Here is a 19693-nt window from a genome sequence, read left to right as displayed (position 1 = left end):
CGGTTGGCTTTTTTATTTGCCTCTGACTCCCAAACGGCTCATTTAGTGTTGTAAGCATTAATGAACCCATGTATATTTATGAGCTATTACACTATATGAACCAAACAAAAAAAGGCTCATAATCCTTATGACCACGTATCTTTACACTCGTTATTCGCCAAAAAATCGAGCTTACCAAGAGCACCTTAATACTCTAAAAGCTTTTGCTCCCGAAGCTCAGCATTTTGAGGATAAGGTTCGTGGTTGCATGCCTCCAACCGAGAGAGAGGCATTCTTACAACTGCTCGATTCCGTCAGAACTGGGGATACGATTGTGCTCTGGTGGCTGACCGCATTTGGTCGCGACTTTAGTCAAGCATTGAACACAATAAAAATGCTACTCGATAAAGGGGTAACATTGAAAACCGTATGTGAATCACTAACTTTTGAGCCAGGTTCTGTTCAAACTCAAACACTACTCACAGTGTTATCTGGATATGGGAAAGTGCAGACTGAACATCGCCTGTTTGCCGCAGAGCAAGGGCGACAGGCCATTAAAGAGCAGCCAGAATTATGGAAACAGAAGTTTCGCGGCCGCCCCGCAAACAAAACCAAACACCAACAGATCGCAACGTTACTGCTAGAAGGCTACACATTGCAAAACGTGGCAGAGCAATGCGAAGTCAGTCTATCGACTGTGAAGCGGGTCAAAGCAAAGCTAAATGAAGTGGATGACGAAGGCGGCTTAAGATCACGACGCCAAAAAGGTTGTTTGAATGGAGACCAGTCATGAGTCGCCCAATCAACTTTCATACTATACTACTCGCCTGTCTTATTATTAGCGTTGGCCAGTTGAGCATGGGGCTAGTCATGCCCTCTTTGCCATGGATAGCAAAAGACTTTTCCATCTCCCTCGACCAAGCTCAACTACTTGTGAGTATTTATTTGCTCGGCTTTGGCCCCTCTCAATTTATCTACGGGCCAGTGTCAGATGCTTTAGGACGAAAAAGAGTATTACTTACCGGTTTACTCATCGCGATGTCTGGTCTGCTGATGATTATTTTCTTCAGTGACACATTTACAGGGATGGTAATGGGGCGCTTTTTACAAGGGTTAGGTACAGGATGCTGCGCGGTACTCGCGAGGGCGTCGACTCGAGATAGATTTAGCGGGGATGAACTCCCAGTGGCAATGTCTTACATCGCCATGGCGGCTTCAATCACGCCACTTATTGCACCTGTGATTGGCGGCTTTATCAACTTCCACTTCGGTTGGAGTATGGTGTTTATTTCTCTATTGGGCTATGTCTCGCTGGCCTGGGTAATCATCGCCTTTAAGTTCACAGAAACCATCACAAAACGTTCTGTCATTCCGTCACCCCGAAAAATGTTACTCCAATACAAGAGCTTACTTACGTCTCGTTACTTTATGAGTTTCGCCAGTATCAGTTGGTTAAACTTCAGCTTAATGATTACGACAGTCTCTGTGATGCCATTTATCATGCAAGATCAAATTGGCATGACCTCCGCTCAATACGCGATGTGGGCGCTCATTCCCGCTTTGGGTATGTTATGTGGTACCACGATTTGTAACCGAGTAAGGCCAATTATTGGCAATAAAAAAATGCTGCTCTGCACCCCATTTCTTCACCTCGCTGCCGCAATATGGTTATTTTTCTGTCCTGTTGAGCCTCTATTTCTGATGCTAGGACAGCTATTAATGATCTTGGGTAATGGTATTGCCCTACCTTGTGCACAAGCGATGGTAATGCAACCTTATAAAAAGCAAGCAGGTGCCGCAGCGGCAATGTCTGGTGGTGGACAAATGGTCGTCTCCTCATTGGTCAGCTTAACTCTGGTGCAGCTTGGATTGAGTCAAGCATGGCATCTAGCGATCGTTATCGTAATATTTGCATCGCTTACCTTCACCAACATTCAACGTGGCTTCAGTGCAGAGCAACCTTCAGAACGATAACAAAAAACATACTATTGTCCTTATAGTTACGACAAATCGTATAAACTTAAATTTAGGAAAAGTTGGTGGATACTAACATGATGTTGCATTTAAGAATGGGCGCCTTAACACTCGCCACATTGATATCCGCTGGCACTGATGCGAGCGCCAACGAGAACTGGCAGTTCGAGAGTGACAAGAATGGAATCACAATTTACTCCCGAGAACATAGTGACGGTTTAGTTGAGATCCGTGCCCGGATGTTCACACCCACCAGCTATGGTGCATTTTTAACGCTACTGGAAGACAGTGACAATATCCCGAACTGGATTGACAATGCCAGTCATAGCCGGGTTTTAAATCAAATATCGGCCACCGAGAACATCGTTTACACCCAGTTTAAAGCACCATGGCCTGCCAAAAATCGGGATATGGTCACCTACTCAAAGTACTGGGTCGATGAGCTGGGATTCACGATAGAAATCAAAAGCGCACCTGACTCATATATTGCTGAACAAAATGGTTATGTTCGAATTCGCTCGGTTGATGCGACTTGGGAGTTACAAAAACTCACAAACGATACAACACTCGTGGAATACAAGGCGTTTGCTGACCCCGGAGGTCTATTGCCAAACTGGCTGATCAACAAACTTTCAAAAGAAAGTGCATGGGCGACATTTAGTAACTTAAGAAAAGAGTTACCTGAATATCAGCAATACTCTCATCCTCAAATAGATGAGTAAGCGTCGCTCTTCCCACTCGCTTTTTAATGCGGTACATAATAACAAAAGGCGGCATATGCCGCCTTTTTCTACGCAATGTGTTACTGCTGTGCAACCGTTACAGGTTTAGTTGCACCGCGGTAATCAAACTCAAAACCAATACCTTGGTCTGTCACGTCCATCGTCATACCACCAACAAGCTCGCCTTGTAAGCTTTTGACAACATCATCCGGAACCGGCTCCCCTGTGATTGACGACGCACTCTCTAGCACTTCCAAAATACGCTCTGAATCAAAATCAAAGCTGAACAAGCCATTTGGAGAAAGTGATTGCGCCATCACTTCTTTGCTTGCTTCCGCAGCACTATCACCACTGTAAAGGGTGAAATGGTTTTCGTTTAGACGAGCAAACACGTCCACCTTCATGCCAGTATGCATTTCTAATAGCTCACTGACATTAACAGGTTGGTTATCCGGTTGAATTTGCAATTGAGCAAGTTCAGGAACGAACATTTGCGCAGTTTGAATAAGCATCATTGGATCATTGGCAGAAAGAGACAACATACCATCTAGCTGGCTAAATACTTCACCATGCTGAGCATTAGTATCTACTTTGATATCAAACATTTGCAGGCTTAACCCTTTAAGGCCGTTAACCATGCCTGACCCCATGCTTACAGCGGCTGCTGGATTCTGGCCGCCCATCTCTTGCTGCATTTGTGTCAATAAAGAGCATTGGTATTGAGGCTGGGTCAAGTCAGCCCAAATCTGACCAATCGATGGCGCTAGCGTATTAATGTCTAAGCCAAGCGCCATACTAAAGAAACTCTTATCACTTTTAGACTCTGCCAATACACCACGAATCGACTTGAGCGCATCTAGAATCACTTTATTGTTGGACTCAACAACAAAAGAACCTTTAATGAACGCCTGATCGCCTTTCATCTTGTATTCTGCAAACGCGACGGACTGAGGCCAGTTTTCTGCAACTTGAGTAAGCTCAGTATGGCAGGCTGGTGAACGCATTTCCTCAATCGTTGGTTCAGGATCTATTGCATCCAACGTGCTGATTTGACGAGCAAACATATTGCCATCTTTCGTCGTCAAACCTTTAATCACTTCGCGATGATCAAAGTAACCAAAAGAGTTGTTGTTTTCACCGTATTTGGCTTGCAACGCCTCAAGACGTCCACTGTCAGCAATATTTTGACTTGGTGCTTCAAGCCCTAATGCCATTTTAATCGGGTTTTGAACGCCCAGTTGCGGAACATCAACCGTTAACGTAAGCACGTTATCAACCACGGCTACAACCAAGCCAATACCGTCCTGCGGGTCAATTGAATCAGTCATCTCGTAACGACGATACTCGACGTCACCAAGCTTAACCAACTCATGCTTAGCGCCGCTCATCTGCTCTTCATGATCCAGTGTTTTCCATAACGCGGCAGGGTCTTCAATATCCACTTTGTACACGGGTACCATACCAATTGTGTACAACACAGGATTAATGTTTTCCCCGGTGCCCAAATAAGCTTTTAATGTTTCTGGCGACGCAGCACTCTCTAGGTATCCATCGAATAAGTTAACTGCAAACTGCTGTTGTGGAGACAGTGGTTCATCGGCAAAAAGTTCTGCAATCGAGCCTTGATTCGCCGTACCGAATGCGTTCATGTATTTATAATGGTTAAAAGGTTCTGTCTGATACGTCACCATAAGTGAATCTGCAGGAACTTGCGTTAACAGTGAGCCTGCATCACTCGCGGTAGTATTGTTTTGGTACAGGTAGCCAGCGCCCCCTGCTGCTGCGACCACTGCTGTAGCCAATAGTAGTTTTTTCACGACCAACTCCGTTGTCATAGTTATGTGTTCCTAAACGAAATGTAACGCTTAGGTTTAAAGCCAATGAATAGTGCTTTATATCAACCGCTATCATAAACAAGTTATCGATGTAATGAATGTCGGTTTGATAAATTATCCAACATTTATAAGGCAAACCGTGAAGTAAGTTGAATTGCGTGCGGATGCTATTGGCAATATTCACAATCCAATTTCTCGGATAACCGCCTTAAAAATCATAATATTCAGTTAAATGAAGCGATTTGGAGTAATTACGACCAAAATCAGCAGAATATTAAATCTTTATTGAGTCTTTTATCTAATATCTGAAAACGCCTCACGACCTGACACTTCTTTCCAATTTGCCTCTGGCGGTCCCTACTCGTTTTCCTTACATTCCTACTAACTCAGTGACGAGACGTATACCAAATACGAGCAATAGAAGACGATGAAAGACCAGTTGACGATCTCTATATCAACTATCAATGGCTCAAGACATTGGTACTTCAGTAAAAGGATGCAACGCAACATAAAAACGTTTTTCGTTTTTTTTGTGGTTGCTCTGGCCGCGACCGTAATCTTAATTCATCACTTGTACACTCGCGTTGATAATGCAGCGTTAAAACAAGCTGAATTGACAGAGCATTCACGCACCATGGGTGAAGAGCTCAGCACACTGAAAACACTTAAATCAGAGCTAGAAAATGACCTTTCAGAACGTGAAGAACGGGTACAACTTGTTTCGGAACGTTTGGGTGAATTAGAGAAAGTGCTTGGGGTTGGAGAACATACCTCGACAAATAACTTGGATGCTAGGCTCGATGCAGCAGCGATAACCTCAAACGTTCGCATGGTGTTATTAAACCAAATACCAAGTGGCTCTCCAGTCGGCAACGTACGACTATCTTCCGGATTCGGTAAGCGTATCCATCCGGTGACAAAAGTTGCCAAGATGCATCGTGGGCTCGATTTTGCCGTAAATATCGGCACCAAAATTTATGCCCCTGCCGATGGGGTAGTGGAAGTCACCCGCCGCAGTAATAAAGGCTCTGGTAACTTCCTCAGGCTGCAACATTCTTTCGGTTTTTCGAGTTCTTATTCGCACTTGAAAGCGTTCAAAGTAAAAAGTGGTCAGTTCGTCAAAAAAGGGCAGCTGATTGCAATTTCCGGCAACAGTGGGCTCTCTTCTGGCCCTCACCTGCATTACGAGGTGCGATTTGTTGGGCGAGCACTGAATCCGAAACCATTTGTCGATTGGAGCCTTAATGATTTCGAAGACATTTTTACTAAGGAGCGAAGAATACGATGGGAATCTTTAATCAAAACAGTGGAACAACGAGTAGCTCAGCAGCTTCAACTCTCATCGCCAAAGGCTGTTCTCTTAGCGGAGAACTCAAAGTAGAAAACGATGTCCAGATTGATGGCATCGTCGATGGTCAAATTAACGTGGAAGGCACTCTCGTTGTCGCAGAAAGCGGGCGAGTAAACGGTGAAATCTACGCTAAACAGCTGATCATTAACGGCATGATGGACGGAAACTGTCACGCAGAACACATTCAAGTGCTTGCCAAGGGACGCGTAAGCGGTAGGATCTGGAGCAATAACCTCAGCATTGAACCTGGTGGCAAATTCTTTGGTGAAGCAGCCGAATTACCTGAAAAGGAAGTGGTAACGTTAAAGGGTAAGGCTCAAGACAGTGCGAACACAAAAGAAAACAACACCAACAATGAAAAGCGACTTGCGCGTAAATCAGCATAAAACGCTCTGATTAAAGTGCTTAAAAAAGACGGCTTTCACGCCGTCTTTTTTATTACTATTGCCACGATTTTCGTCAGAAACTACGTGATTATTCGGCCGGATTTAAAACCATCACCGAGCGTTTTGCTTGTGGACCAAAAGCTGATTTTGCATGCGCTTTCACTTCATCTAACGTCACACTCTTAGCCACTTTCTCAACGTCAAGCAACACATCGACGCCGTAATCATGCACCAAATAACGAGTATATGCCCATGATCTCTGTGCTGGGTTGTCATCCAATCCTTGCATCGCGACTGCCAGTTGTTTCGCGGCCGTATCCACTTCTTTTTGGGTAATATTTGACGCTAAACCATCAAACACTTTGCCTAGTTTACTCTCTAAAAGTGCCACGTCTTCGGGCTCAACTTGAGACTCCAAGAGCCAATCAGAGATGGGTTCGCGATCTTGTGTCATGGTGTAAATGCTCGGGCTGTAATCAAGGCTAGACTCTTCTCGCACAATATCCAAAACACGTGCATTACTAATACGTTGCAAAATATCTTCGATAACCGTGTCTCTTGCCGTACGTTGGTAATCGCTCGTATTAGTCAAACGCATTACATACAACGATGAAGGTTCATGCCCATCCGCAACCACAGTTCGCTCCGGCACTTCCGGGTTAAACGCAACGTGATAATCAATCGAACGACTCGGTTTCATTTCGATAGAGGCCACATATTTACGCAAAAGTGGTGTAATTTCTTCCGGCTCTACGTTTGCAACAATAACCATCTTAAAACCATCATTGGTTTTGAAAAGTTGCTCATGCACCGCTAGTATCTGCTCGGAAGTCACTTGTTCAACATCATCACTGGACACTATACGATGACGACTACCCGGCAAATAAGAATTGCCGTTTGCTTTTTGAATCAGTTTTCCCATCGGTGATTCAAAAAAAGCGCCGCTCTGCTGTTTAAACTCTTGCTTCGCTGCTGCCATCTGGCGCTCGTCGACTTTAATCTCCGTCGCTAGGTTGTATAGTCCATTCAAAGCATCAGTTAGGTGCGTATTTTGCGCCGTAATTTGCGCTCCGTGACTGGTCGCATCAAGCATCGCGCCAAGCGCAATGTTGTTTTTGCGTAAGTAGCTATCTAGCTCTGAACCAGAAAATGCCCCTAACCCACTGCGTATTGCCGTTGTTGCTGCGATTTCATAAGCGGCATACAACGTCGGATCAACAGCGGCTTTACCACCTTGGCTCGCATAGTAAATATACGCTCGACCACCCGCTTTAGTATCTTTTTGGAACCACACTTCGACACCGTTTGATAGCGTATAGACTTGAAAACCACCCGCTTCCTGACGCATGCTCGTGATGCTGCCTTCCTGGGTAGGCTTTAAGAATCCATCCACTTTGTCATACATCTCTAACGGTTTTTCGCCAGTTTGAAGATAGGCACTGTTTAGAGCGGCAAATACACCATTGAACTGTTCTGACGTTTCGCTTTTCCCCAAACCAATAAAAAAGCTTGGCTGCTGAGATAACAAAGCCGCCAATTGTGTGTTAATGCTCTCTAAATTCTCGTTGTTGATGAATTCTGCCAAACTCTGGGCATAATTCTCTTTTGATTGGCTGACACTGTCTTGTCCAATTTGAAAAACACGTGCTTCTGCGTAACTGTTTGGCTTACGCTGACTCCAATCTGAATCAATATTTGCAAGTTCACCTTGCCAATTTGACATAACGCTATCTAACTCGGATTGAGTCGCACCATAATCTCTCAACGACGCCAAGGTACGAATGAAAGTCTGGTGCATTTGTTCGCGGCGATCTGGTGCAAACGAAATCCCTGCCGACATCATACGCTGATAGTTAGAGTAATAGGGCTCTGCATAAGCGTATTGAAAAGGTTCAGCGGCATCACTGAGTACACGGATCAAACGCTGTTGAATGAGTTGTGTTGCGACTTCATCACGCCACACTTCATGTTGTTGCTCAATCGTCGTGCCGCCACTTAGACCACGCTCAATCACTAAATGAAGACTGGGTGATTCCATCGTGTTACTTGGCAAGATTCTGTTTTCGTTGTTCACTCGAATATCACGGCGCTTCTCTATTACCGTATCCGAGGTACTTTCCCAGTTCGAGAACTTGCTTTTGATAATCTTGGACAGTGAATCTACGTCGATATTACCAGTCACAATCAACTCGGCATTTTGTGGCTGGTACCATTTGTCGTAAAACGCCTTTAACTTACTTGAGGAAGCATTTTGAATCGCTTCGCGAGTACCAATTGGGTCATGCTCACCATATATAGTGCCTTCAATCGAGGCTTGGTAAGCATGCATAGAAAAGGACTTATCATCCGGATTAGCACGTCGCCATTCACCGAGAATCACCCCTTTTTCTTTCTCTACTTGCTCAGGAGCAAACTCAAGCCCGTTACCGATATCTCTCATCCACTTCAGGGCATCTTCTAGCTTCGTATTATTCGCAAGGTCAAGTTGGTAAGACGTTTGCTGATAACTGGTAAAAGCGTTGATATCAGCGCCAAAGCTACCACCAGATTGCTCGAAAAGTTTGACAACGTCGTTACCGGTAAAATGCTCACTACCATTAAACGCCATATGCTCAACAAAGTGAGCGTAACCCTTTTGAGAGGATGTTTCTTGGAATGAGCCGATATTCATCACCAAACGGACCGAGACTTCTTGGTCTTCTGTTGGATAAAGATGGTATTTCATACCGTTCGATAACTGGTCCACGTGCCAGTTGGCGTCAGGTTGAATCGGCGTCGACTGTTGTATCAGAGCACACCCTGACACTAATAACGCGGGGACTAACAATATACTGCGCATAACGATTGCCCATAACAATGATTAAGCTAATCAATATATATCCGGTGCTATAACCTTCACATTTTTAATGGATTATCAAATACGCAAATGTGATAAAGATCACCATTTATTGAAATGAATTCTCATTTACAAAAATCGACAAATCCTTACTTTACAAATACATAAATAATATCGTCCCAAATGCTTTTGCTTATTTGATGTAAAACTCAAATTCGCGACATGGAGTCAGTATTTATTTTGAGCAATAAAATATAATTATTGAACAGATTCGAATCTGACTTTCTGCTGCATATTCAACAGCGCAGAGAGCACTGATGAGAATAAAAACACAACAACTATTATTCAAAGATCTATTATTCGCTTTATGTTCAAAAATCTATCATTAAAAAACAAACTGGCAATCTCTGCCAGTGCCGCCATCATTCTAGGGGGAGTGCTGGTAGAGGGGCTGTCTTTTCGAGATTCATTAAATAGGCTCGATGTCGAAGTCGCACAGCGACTAGAAAGCACTAGCGCATCTTACAATCAATACGTAAAGGACTGGCTACTCTCTAAAGAGCGCGCACTGACTTCACTCTCTTCTGATTCAGAGAAACGTTCTCTGGTTACACATTTGAAACAAGTCCGAGACTCTGGCGCGTTCGATAACGTTTTCCTCGCTTACCCGGACGGGTCACAAGACAACGCTAATGGGGTGGTTTTGCCACCAGGTAATAATGATCCTCGCAAGTGGGGCTGGTACACCAACGCCATTGCCAATCCATCGAAAGTCTTTATGGATAATCCGACCGTTGCTGCTGCAACTGGTGCGAATGTGGTGTCGCTCGGTAAAGCCCTGCAATTGCATGGTCAAACCGTCGTTCTGGGTGCTGACGTAGAGATCGGTGATATCCTGAACAGCCTCAACCAAGTGATCCTACCGGGTGAAGGTTATATGTTTATTGCCAATGAACAGGGCAATATTTTCACTCATAACAACGGTAAACTGCTGAATCAACCGGTTAGCAAGCTAGGCCTCAACAACAACGACATTACGTCAGCCGCACGTTCAGGTACAGAACGTCGCGTCTCTATTAACGGCATCGAATATGTGATTTACGCGCGCCACATAGAGGGTACCAAACTCACAACGGTCACAGTGTTAGATCAAAACTCGTTGGTTGCCCCACTTTACGATGCAGTTTGGGATCAAATCATCGCAACCACTATCGTCGTCGTTATCTGTGTGGCTTTGTTTAACCTGCTATGTAACATCTTGTTCCGTCCGCTCTACAATGTTTCGAATGCGCTTGCGCAAATCGCCAACGGTAGCGGCGATCTGACTCAACGCATCAAAGTAGAAAACCGTGACGAAGTTGGTGAACTGGCTGAAAACTTCAACCAGTTTGTTGAAAGTTTACAGCAGCTTATTGGTCATATTCGTCACCAAGCGGAAGAACTAAGCCAGCAATCAGAACTGAGCACGACTCGCGCGAATCAGTCGGTTTCTGATCTGAACCATCAGCAACAAGAAATCACTATGGTGGCGACCGCTGTGACCGAAATGGCATCGGCAACGCAAGAGATTGCCGCACATGCAGAGCAGACGGCTAAAGCCGCTCAAGACTCTTCAGCAAGCACACAAAATGGTCATGAGTTGGTGATCAACTCCAAATCGTCCATCAATAATTTGTCTTCTGAAGTCAACCAAGCGAGCGTTGTCATCGGTGAGCTCAACCAGCACGCGCAAGACATCTCAACCGTGCTATCAACGATTCGAGACATCGCAGAGCAAACCAACTTACTGGCTCTGAATGCGGCGATTGAAGCGGCGCGTGCAGGTGAACAAGGTCGCGGTTTTGCCGTTGTTGCAGACGAGGTTCGCGTGCTATCACAACGCACACACACCTCAACCGAAGAAATTCGCTCGACGATCGAGACCTTGCAGCAAACCACACAACGCGCTGTGACTATCATGGATACAAGCTCTCAGCTCGCGCAAGGTTCGGTGGAAGATGCTGATCGCGCAGCACTGGCTCTGGATGAAATCAACGCGGCCGTTGCGCTGATCAGCGATATGGCAACGCAAATTGCGACAGCCGCCGAAGAGCAAACGCACGTAACCAATGAAATCACGCAAAACGTCACGTCCATTAAAGATGTGACCGATCACTTGGTAGTTGGTGCCGAAGAATCGATGAATCAATCTGCTGAGCTGAAATCGCAAGCTGAGGATCTCAACTCGAAAGTGGCAACGTTTAAACTGGCTTAAACGCCACATTAAGGACGCTCTTAAAAACAACAAACCCCGCTAGCGACTTTGTTACTAGCGGGGTTTGTTTTTATGGATCGACGTTTTTATTGCAGATAGCTTTCGAAAGACGTAAACCTACACCGCCACACACATCGGCGTGCCTGAGATTGGGTCGTTAAATACTCTCGCTTGTAAATCAAACACCGATGCCAACATACCTTCTGTCAGTACCTCTTGCGGTGTTCCCTGCGTGACTAACTGACCTTTTTCCAACACCACCAAATGATCGCAGTAACGGCACGCTTGGTTTAGATCGTGCAGCACTACCACCACTGTTTTGCCTTTGTCGTTCATCTGCCTCATGAGTTTCATCAGCTCAACTTGGTGAGAGAGATCCAAGTAAGTGGTTGGCTCATCAAGCATCACTACGTCGGTATCTTGCGCCATTACCATCGCAATCCACGCCCTTTGTCTTTGGCCACCAGACAACGATTCAACTGGCTTGTCAGCAAACTCAATCACGCCAGTATCTTGCATTGCTTGCTCGACTAAGGTCTTGTCTTGTTGACTTAACCGGCCCCAATGAGAGAGATAAGGCGAGCGGCCATATTCGACCAGTTTTCTGACTGTAATACCTTCAGGACTGACAAGAATCTGCGGCAGCAAAGACAACGAACGCGCCAAGCGTTTATCACCGTAGTTGCTTAGAGGTTTGTCGTCATACAATACTTGGCCAGAAGCGGGTTTATTGATGCGTACCAAGGTTTTTAATAGTGTCGATTTACCGCAACCATTTGGGCCAACAAGCGCGGTAATTTTACCTTGAGGAATCGACAAAGAGAGATCTGGAATGATGGTCTGTTTGCCGTACGCGACGGATAAGTTCTGCGTTCGTAACATGCTTACCAACCTCTATAACGATACAAAAGAAAAATGAAATATGGTGCGCCAATAACAGATGTCAGCACTCCCGCTGGTAGCTCAATTGGTGGCTGTAAGCCTCTCGCTAAACCATCGGCGCAAATCACCAACAAAGCGCCAAGGGTTGCAGCGGCTGGAATCAACAACTTGTGGTTGTGGCCAAACAGCAAACGCGCAAGATGCGGCGCAAGCAGGCCAACAAAGCTGATCGTGCCTGCCACAGACACACTGATACTCGCCAATAGCACGGCAGCAATCAACGCAAGAATTTGGATCTGTCTTGGTTTCGTGCCAAGTGTAGTGGCGCTTTCTTCTCCCAGTCCCATAACATCTAGCCGCCAAGCCAGCCAAAACGCCAATGGTAGTAGCAGCAATAGAGCACTCCAAATAAACGGCACTTGTTGCCAATTTCGTCCCCACAAACTGCCGGTTAGCCATACCATCGCCGTGTTGATTTCGATAGGGTGCACAATCAGAAGAAAATCGATACCGCTGGCTAAAAATGCGCTGACAGCAACACCAATCAGCGCCAAACGTGCTGGTGTTGGTTTCGACCAGTAAGCCAGCACAGCAATAAAGCCAGCAGCAAGCAAGCCTCCCGCCATGGCGACCATCGGCAACATTGCCACTGGCGCATTCGGATACAGCACCAAACAAGCGGTAGCGGCCAGTCCTGCTCCGGCGCTTATCCCCATTAAATCTGGTGAGGCAAGTGGATTACGGATGACGCCTTGAACTAAAACGCCTGACAGCCCCAACCCAGCGCCCACGCCAATGGCGAGCAACATTCTCGGTAATCGATATTGGTGAATCACAAAGTCCGAGTCAGAGAAAGAAAACAGCAATGCAAAAACCTGTTGAGCCGACATGTTCGCCGCGCCAACAAACAGCGTGAGAGAAGACGCAATCAGCAACAATCCAACTAATGCAAACAGTTTGGTTTGATTCATCATGATGATTTCCTCATTGCAATCGCGATAAAGCAAGGTGTGCCCAACAGCGCGGTAATCACGCCCACTGGCGTTTCAGCCGGAAAAGCAATCGCTCGTGATAAAGCATCTGACCACGTCACTAATGCCGCGCCACACAAGGCGGAAACCGGAATGAGAATGTGATAGTTGTGACCAACAATCGGGCGTACCAAGTGCGGCACTAACAACCCGACAAAGCCAATTGGTCCAGCAATCGCTACGCTAGTTCCTGCCAACAGCACAACCGATAAACCACTGATAAATCGCGTAAGGCGAATGTTACCACCTAGCCCAACAGCAACTTCGTCCCCCAACGCGAGTAAATTTAAGTTTCGCGCTAAGCCCATGGCGAGCACCAAACCTAAAGTCGCAAAAGGCCACAGTTGCTGCCACTGCTCAGAATCTACCGCGGAGAGTGAACCCGTTAACCAATGCAACACGCTGTAAGCCATGTCATCCGCCAAAATTACCGACGCACGAGTTAACCCTATCAGCAGTGCACTGATGGCAATGCCCGCTAGCACTAAACGCAATGGGTGAGAACGCGCGGAGAAAAAACCGCCCAACAACATGACCGCACCACCACTTAGTAGCGCGCCGAGTACTGCGTTGATGATTGGGTTCAATTGACTAAAGAATGGTACGCCGATAGACGCCAAGGCCATAAAACAAGCCGCACCAGCATTAATGCCGAGAATGGATGGCGACGCCAAAGGGTTACGAGTTAATCCTTGCATCAGCACTCCAGATACCGCAAGCGAAGCGCCAATTAGTAACCCAGCATAGGTACGAGGCGCACGCAGCGTCTCGAGGATTTGATGCAGCATATTACCCTCATCAAACGCAAACCAATAGCTTGTCAGATCATTAACGCTCAAAGAAAAGTTGGACCAGCCAATCATTGAGGCTGCATAGCCTGAGAGCGTACACAACGCCATAGCACAGACAAACAAGCTCGCTTTCCAATGCGATTTGCTAACCGAAGACGCGCTTTCCGAGCTTATCGCCGCACTCATGAGCGCTCCAATAACGCTTCAAGATTGCGGGCAATTTCTTCCGCAGCCAACATGCCGCGATTTAACGACCACAGTTCAGGAGAGACCTCAACAAGTTGCTGTTTTTTCGCAGCTGTTAGCAGCTTAAATAATGGGTTTTTGCGCCACTCATCCACAATATTTGGTTGAGAGTAAAGTCCAACTAACAACCAATCAGGGTTGGTTTTTAGTAAAAGTTCGAAACTGGTTGGGATATACGCTTTTTGCTCAGATGGAGCCAGCGGGCTTTGGATGCCCAGCGTACTCAAAACGCCCCCAGCGTAAGAAACCGGGCTATGCAGCCACATCCCTTTGTCAGAAACCACACCAAACTGAATGGTTTCTTGTGTTGCAAAATGCTGTTTGAACTCCGCCATTGTCTGTTTGTGCTGCTCAATTCGTTGTGTCATTTTCGCTTGTTTGCCAATTGCCACGCCGATTTTGTGTGCGGATTCGAGATTTTCTTGATATGTCTCACCACGGCTTTTTAACAGCAAAGTTGGCGCAATTCGCTGCAAATCCTGATAAATAGCGCGATGGCGTTCTGCATCAGCAATGATCAAATCAGGCTTGAGCACCGCAATCGCCTCTAAACTCGGTTGTGAACGCATGCCGACCGATCGCCAAGGTTCAATCTTAGCGCGAACAGCAGGGATAACTCGTGTGGCATCGTTGTCATCGGCGACGCCTACCGGTGAGACATCGACTGCCGCTAATGCATCGACAAACGAAAACTCTAAAACCACAATACGTTGAGGTATCGCTTCTAGCTCAAACGTGCCTTGCTCATCTTGCACGCTGCGCGCCTGAGAAAATGCGCTAAATGACATCAAAGCTGAGCTCAGTAGCATCAGCAAAACGGTTGAAAAGTGTTTGATCGTAAATTGTTTTTTATTTTTCATCTTGCTTTTTTCCAGTGCTAAGAGTTTTCCATTACCTAAGATCGGCAAAGTCGCCAAGGTAAATTGGCGACTTTTCTTTTCAAACTCGGTGAACGAAACGCTTAAAACTGATAGTTCAGATCCAGTGTGTAAGAGCGTCCCGGAGCTGGGTACCGACCAACTGGGCTTGTATCAATCCCGCGGAAGTAATACTCCTCGTCAAACAAGTTGTTCACCGCAACATTCATGCGTAACTTGCCTTTGTCGTCTTTGTATAAATCCGTCCCCAAGTTGAAATTCCACACCATGTAAGATGGTACTTTACCCGTTGCGCCAGTTGCATCTTCGGCACTGGTGTTGGCGTTATCGGTATACGAATCACTAAAGTAGAAGCCCGATAGCGTGGTGTCCATGCCGTAAAATGCGTAGGTTGCATCCCAACCAAGCTGATGCTTAGAGGTGTAAGGCAGTTGATTACCTTTATTCGTGCCTTCTTCTTCAAGCGTAGCGTCTAGATAGTTGTAGCTTGCGCCTAAACTCAGTGCAGGTAGTGCTTCAGGCACGTAACGAGCAGAAAGCTCTATGCCTTGGTGAAGTGTTTTTCCGATGTTATCGAAGGTCTGCGTTGAGCTTTGCCATTGCAATTGATCTTCAAAGTCGATGCGATAAAGTGCAGCGTTAAAGCTGGTCGCATCTTGGGTGTAACGCGCGCCGACTTCGTAGTTCCAAGCCAGTTCGCTACCTTCTTCACCCAAACCTCGGATGTAGGCAATTTGTGGCGCACGAAGTGATTTTTGCGCGTTCGCATACGTCACCCACTGTTCAGTTAAGTTGTATGCCACCGTCAAACCTGGCAACCATTCCGTCACGGTGTTGTCTGCCGTTTGTTTTTTACCACGATCGGTAAATGTCATTCGAACCGACTCAACACGCAACCCAGGCGTTACCTTCAATGTATCATTGAACAAACCAATTTCGTTGCTAACGTATCCAGCAAACGCGTCCGTATCTAAATGCCAATCACGCGGAACGCTGGTTGCACCACCGGCGATTGGAGTCTGAGTGAGTTTGTAGTCAATGTCTTCATTAACATAACGGGTACCCACGATCCAGTTTTGAGTAACGGATTTACCTTCGCCAAAGTACATCGCCATTTTTGGCTCTATACCATACACGGTAAATTCACGTGGAGAGGTACGAACGTCCGTCGCTGGCAGAGCCGGATCCGCCCAATGGCCACCCGCGCTGTTAAAGCCCCACTTGAAAAGACGCTCTGACTTATGGCCAAACGTTAGCACTTCTAGCTCGGCACTGTCGGCAAATGGCAAATCGTGGATGTACTTAACACTCCAGCGTGTCGACTTACCTTCATAATCATCGTAAGGACGTTTCGATTGGTGACGATCTTGTTCGTAGTCTTGTGGCGAAAGTGCGCCCGGCATTTGCGTTTCAGCATCGTAACGTTGCAGGAATGCTTGAATCTCTTGAGTGTCACTCAATAGCCACTGTGCTTTAGCTTGAAAGTTCTTCACGTCCGTATCGGAATGTTCACGGAAGCTTTCACCTTTTAGGAAGTTACCTTCCAACTGTAGTGCAAATGTGTCGCTTAACCAGCCGCCCGTGCGTAGGTAAAAATCATTCAGCGGCGCATCACCGCCATCAAACACGGTAAGGCGGTTACTGATTTCAGTTTGCCACGTGTGTGGAATCGGTTTGGTCACTAAGTTGATCACACCACCGACGTTGTTTGGGCCGTACTGTACTGCAGCACCACCGCGTACAATGTCAATACGATCAAGCATCGACAGTGTTGCTGGGAAGATAGACTGACCAGTGTGACCATATGGCGCAAGTGTTAGCGGTACACCATCCATCAAGAACTGAGCATGACCACTACGGCTTGCTTTCAAACCACGTACGGAAATGTTGGGCAATACGCCCGTTCCGCTTTCATCCTGAACTTTAATACCCGGCACGCGCTGTAGCGCGTTATCAATCGAGCCTGCGGCGGTTTTCTCGATTTGATCGCGGGTAATGACGGTACGAGCACCTGGGTACTCTTTGACGTCTTCAATTTCAGATTTACCAATCACGCTACCAGTGACAACGACGGTTTCCATCGCGGTAGTTTGTTCTGTTTTAGCAGGAGCGGCAACCGCGCTCATGGATGTGGCAGAAGCGATTGCAATCGCAAGCACACTGTAAGTGGTAGACAAACCAGCACGTACACGCACTTTACCATCCAAATTCTGGTAAGACATTAAGATCTCCTTTGCGAGAAATTGAGCCTCGGGCAGAATACATCCCGTAGGCTCTCGGGGCTAAACATCCTCAATATGAGGAAAAAATCGGCTAACAGGCGCTAACTACGCACAAAAAGCCTAGAACTGATATCCGTAGCTGAGCATGAACTCGGCTGGTGCGCCGTAGCCAATCTGGTTTAAGCCAGACGTGCCGTTTGTTGCGCCAAGAATGTATTTCTCATCCAAAATGTTGTAAGCGTTCGCTTGGATTTTGTGACGACCAGTGGTGTACGCCGCCATCAAATCCACCGTTGTGTAATCGCCAAGTGCGACGGCTTCGTCGTTACCTGCGTAACGGTCGCCCACGTACTTCACACCACCGCCTAAACGCCAGTTGTCATCCAATTGGTAAGTGCTCCAAAGAGAGAACAAGTGGTCTGATACATCGTTAGGCTTTTTGCCTGTGGCTTTGTCTTCCGCATCTAAGTAGCTGTAACCCACAGAGATGTCCCACTGTTTGGTGATTTGACCGCGAGCCTCTAATTCAATACCTTGGTGACGCACTTCAATTTTATCGATCACATCGCCGTCCACGTTAGTTTGTGGTTGCTCTTGATCAATCTGGAACAGTGCCGCATTCAACATTAATGCGTTATCCAAAAGGTACGCTTTCGCACCCACCTCTTTTAAGTCGGTGTGGAAGAATTCCGCCAATTTTGGATTGATGTAGATACCAGCGTACGGTAACTGCCAAGAGCGCGCTAAACTGGCGTATACGGATGTGTCGGAATTGATGCGGTATACCAAACCAGCACGGTAGCTGACTTTGTCATCATCCAATTTTTCCTTATCTGAGCCCGCTTTTTGTTGTTCGAGTTCCATCGAGTCGTAACGCACGTTACCGATCAAAGAAAGGTCACCCCACGTATAGACGTCTTGCACATACAAACCTGTCGTGGTGGTGGTATTGTCACGAAATGGCTTAAAGCCCGGATCAGGCGTTGGACCAACGACTGGGTCGTAGATATTTTGCGGAGGAAGCGTTTTGTCACTTGCCAACGTTAGGTCGATATCGATCTGGTTGAAATCTGCACCCACCATCAATTGATTGTCCCTGGTTTCCCAAACCAACTCAGATTGTAAAGTGGTCGTAGTACGTGGATCGTAACCAAAGTTGTTGACGGTTTGAGACACTTCATTACCCGTCACTTTGCCCTGACGCGTGCCTTTTTGCTCAAGTTCGATATGGTTGAACGCCGCTCGGTTGTTCCATACCCATTGATCATTCAGACGCCATTCGTAATCCACCGCAATACGGAGACTGTCTGACTCCTGATAGTCGTTTGTGCCGCCAAAGTAAGTGCTTACTGGCAAATCAACTGGCTTGCCATTTTTTGATGGCACACCACGATACGGCACTAGTTCTTGATGGGCGTATTCCACGTCAATATCAATGGTGTGACCTTCCGCTGGTAACACACGAATGGTCGGTGCAATGAAGAAATCGTTTGAATCAACATGATCAACGTACGAGTCGGCTTGACGGTATTCCAAGTTAATACGCCCGTTGACCTTATCTGTAAACGCCATTGAGCTGTCGACCTGACCAACATACTGGTTGTTGCTGCCTACACTACCGTTTACGTGAGTAAAATTCTCACCGTTAGCGCGTTTCGTCACCAAGTTGATGATGCCCCCAGCCGAACCGCGGCCATACAAAGCACCCGCAGGGCCTTTCACAATTTCAACGCGTTCAACGTTCGCTAAGCTGCGGTAAGACTGCAACGTACCGTCATCTCGCAAGCCATCACGGTACATATCGTTGAGTGAATCAAAACCACGGATCATGAACTGATCGCGGCTGCCTTCGCCCAAGGTGTTATTGACCCCGGCTACCCCATCTAGCGCATCCACTAAACGCACCGCGCCTCGGTCTTGCATTTCTGTTTTCGTTACTACGGATACCGCTTGTGGCACATCAAGCCATTCCACATCGGTTTTGGTGCCTGATTGAGGCATGTGTTCAGCATAACCTTCGTACTGATGACCGAAGACTTGAATCGTTTCAGTTGCTGATGAGGTTGAGTTCGTCTCTTCTGAAGCCACTGCGCTTGGTGCTACTAATGAAGAACCAATCGCGACCGCCAAGGGGGTCAGGGTCAATAATTTATTCATTCCATAATTCCGTTTAGTTGTTATAAAGCCAACGGATGGAAATAAGAACAAATATTATTTCTATTTGCAATATTAATTTTATGCTCTATATTTATTTACCCTAAAAACACAACTAACAACAAAAAAAACCAAATATCATAACAATAAAT

General features: G+C 46.4%; 14 protein-coding genes. 6 read left to right on the top strand and 8 right to left on the bottom strand.

From position 1 onward, the window contains the following. Nucleotides 1-127: 127 nt before the first annotated feature. From R7O12_RS04480 to R7O12_RS04470, 3 genes are all read left to right on the top strand, one after another. Entirely contained in the window at nt 128-772 is a 645-nt protein-coding gene (locus R7O12_RS04480) for a recombinase family protein (RefSeq protein WP_054576561.1), read from the top strand. Further along, complete coding sequence (locus tag R7O12_RS04475; protein ID WP_158173280.1) at nt 769-1953, top strand: multidrug effflux MFS transporter; 1185 nt, start codon at nt 769-771, stop codon at nt 1951-1953. Before R7O12_RS04480 ends, R7O12_RS04475 begins: the two co-directional genes overlap by 4 nt. A gap of 77 nt (nt 1954-2030) precedes the next feature. Further along, nucleotides 2031-2675: an START domain-containing protein gene (locus R7O12_RS04470; RefSeq protein WP_170889931.1), complete on the top strand. Its 645-nt coding sequence runs from the start codon at nt 2031-2033 to the stop codon at nt 2673-2675. A gap of 80 nt (nt 2676-2755) precedes the next feature. Here R7O12_RS04470 and R7O12_RS04465 read toward each other — a convergent pair whose 3' ends face one another. Continuing rightward, entirely contained in the window at nt 2756-4510 is a 1755-nt protein-coding gene (locus tag R7O12_RS04465; protein ID WP_258479639.1) for a hypothetical protein, read from the bottom strand. Between the two features lie 427 nt (nt 4511-4937). On the opposite strand from R7O12_RS04465, the gene R7O12_RS04460 reads away from it, so the two are divergent. Next, a complete protein-coding gene (locus R7O12_RS04460; RefSeq protein WP_005374721.1) occupies nt 4938-5891 on the top strand; it encodes a M23 family metallopeptidase in 954 nt (317 codons plus the stop codon). Then, the gene (locus R7O12_RS04455) at nt 5795-6247 is read left to right on the top strand and encodes a polymer-forming cytoskeletal protein (protein ID WP_080659230.1); all 453 of its coding nucleotides are present in this window, start codon (nt 5795-5797) and stop codon (nt 6245-6247) included. Before R7O12_RS04460 ends, R7O12_RS04455 begins: the two co-directional genes overlap by 97 nt. An 88-nt stretch (nt 6248-6335) precedes the next feature. Here R7O12_RS04455 and R7O12_RS04450 read toward each other — a convergent pair whose 3' ends face one another. Then, complete coding sequence (locus tag R7O12_RS04450; RefSeq protein ID WP_318125653.1) at nt 6336-9086, bottom strand: M16 family metallopeptidase; 2751 nt, start codon at nt 9084-9086, stop codon at nt 6336-6338. Between the two features lie 364 nt (nt 9087-9450). Between R7O12_RS04450 and R7O12_RS04445 the strand changes: the two genes are divergently transcribed. Next, nucleotides 9451-11337, top strand: a complete 1887-nt coding sequence (locus R7O12_RS04445) for a methyl-accepting chemotaxis protein (RefSeq protein ID WP_005383451.1) — start codon at nt 9451-9453, stop codon at nt 11335-11337. 117 nt (nt 11338-11454) lie between these two features. Here the strand turns inward: R7O12_RS04445 and fecE are convergent, their stop codons facing one another. From fecE to R7O12_RS04415, 6 genes are all read right to left on the bottom strand, one after another. Then, nucleotides 11455-12219: a Fe(3+) dicitrate ABC transporter ATP-binding protein FecE gene (gene fecE / locus R7O12_RS04440; protein ID WP_005383457.1), complete on the bottom strand. Its 765-nt coding sequence runs from the start codon at nt 12217-12219 to the stop codon at nt 11455-11457. A gap of 2 nt (nt 12220-12221) precedes the next feature. After that, nucleotides 12222-13193: a FecCD family ABC transporter permease gene (locus tag R7O12_RS04435; protein WP_005383459.1), complete on the bottom strand. Its 972-nt coding sequence runs from the start codon at nt 13191-13193 to the stop codon at nt 12222-12224. Beyond that, entirely contained in the window at nt 13190-14149 is a 960-nt protein-coding gene (locus R7O12_RS04430; protein WP_318103839.1) for a FecCD family ABC transporter permease, read from the bottom strand. The genes R7O12_RS04435 and R7O12_RS04430 overlap by 4 nt, the downstream gene beginning before the upstream one ends. Nucleotides 14150-14223: 74 nt before the next feature. Beyond that, nucleotides 14224-15147 (bottom strand): Fe(3+) dicitrate ABC transporter substrate-binding protein FecB, encoded by a 924-nt coding sequence (locus R7O12_RS04425; RefSeq protein ID WP_169628466.1) that lies wholly within the window; start codon nt 15145-15147, stop codon nt 14224-14226. A gap of 101 nt (nt 15148-15248) precedes the next feature. Then, entirely contained in the window at nt 15249-17387 is a 2139-nt protein-coding gene (gene pvuA / locus R7O12_RS04420) for a TonB-dependent siderophore vibrioferrin receptor PvuA (RefSeq protein WP_318103806.1), read from the bottom strand. A gap of 120 nt (nt 17388-17507) precedes the next feature. Next, entirely contained in the window at nt 17508-19544 is a 2037-nt protein-coding gene (locus R7O12_RS04415; protein WP_025768678.1) for a TonB-dependent receptor, read from the bottom strand. Nucleotides 19545-19693: the final 149 nt, after the last annotated feature.

Source organism: Vibrio sp. Vb1574 (assembly GCF_033338675.1).
The sequence above is the reverse complement of the archived record's forward strand: the minus strand, read 5'-3'. Positions and strand labels throughout refer to the sequence as shown.

What these genes read in the sequence shown, in the direction of transcription:
- R7O12_RS04415 (WP_025768678.1), bottom strand. Translation starts at nt 19,544, where the DNA reads ATGAATAAATTATTGACCCTGACCCCCTTGGCGGTCGCGATTGGTTCT.
- R7O12_RS04450 (WP_318125653.1), bottom strand. Translation starts at nt 9,086, where the DNA reads ATGCGCAGTATATTGTTAGTCCCCGCGTTATTAGTGTCAGGGTGTGCT.
- fecE (WP_005383457.1), bottom strand. Translation starts at nt 12,219, where the DNA reads ATGTTACGAACGCAGAACTTATCCGTCGCGTACGGCAAACAGACCATC.
- R7O12_RS04480 (WP_054576561.1), top strand. Translation starts at nt 128, where the DNA reads ATGACCACGTATCTTTACACTCGTTATTCGCCAAAAAATCGAGCTTAC.
- R7O12_RS04465 (WP_258479639.1), bottom strand. Translation starts at nt 4,510, where the DNA reads ATGACAACGGAGTTGGTCGTGAAAAAACTACTATTGGCTACAGCAGTG.
- R7O12_RS04445 (WP_005383451.1), top strand. Translation starts at nt 9,451, where the DNA reads ATGTTCAAAAATCTATCATTAAAAAACAAACTGGCAATCTCTGCCAGT.
- R7O12_RS04475 (WP_158173280.1), top strand. Translation starts at nt 769, where the DNA reads ATGAGTCGCCCAATCAACTTTCATACTATACTACTCGCCTGTCTTATT.
- pvuA (WP_318103806.1), bottom strand. Translation starts at nt 17,387, where the DNA reads ATGTCTTACCAGAATTTGGATGGTAAAGTGCGTGTACGTGCTGGTTTG.
- R7O12_RS04435 (WP_005383459.1), bottom strand. Translation starts at nt 13,193, where the DNA reads ATGATGAATCAAACCAAACTGTTTGCATTAGTTGGATTGTTGCTGATT.
- R7O12_RS04455 (WP_080659230.1), top strand. Translation starts at nt 5,795, where the DNA reads ATGGGAATCTTTAATCAAAACAGTGGAACAACGAGTAGCTCAGCAGCT.
- R7O12_RS04460 (WP_005374721.1), top strand. Translation starts at nt 4,938, where the DNA reads ATGAAAGACCAGTTGACGATCTCTATATCAACTATCAATGGCTCAAGA.
- R7O12_RS04430 (WP_318103839.1), bottom strand. Translation starts at nt 14,149, where the DNA reads ATGGCGTTGTGTACGCTCTCAGGCTATGCAGCCTCAATGATTGGCTGG.
- R7O12_RS04425 (WP_169628466.1), bottom strand. Translation starts at nt 15,147, where the DNA reads ATGAAAAATAAAAAACAATTTACGATCAAACACTTTTCAACCGTTTTG.
- R7O12_RS04470 (WP_170889931.1), top strand. Translation starts at nt 2,031, where the DNA reads ATGATGTTGCATTTAAGAATGGGCGCCTTAACACTCGCCACATTGATA.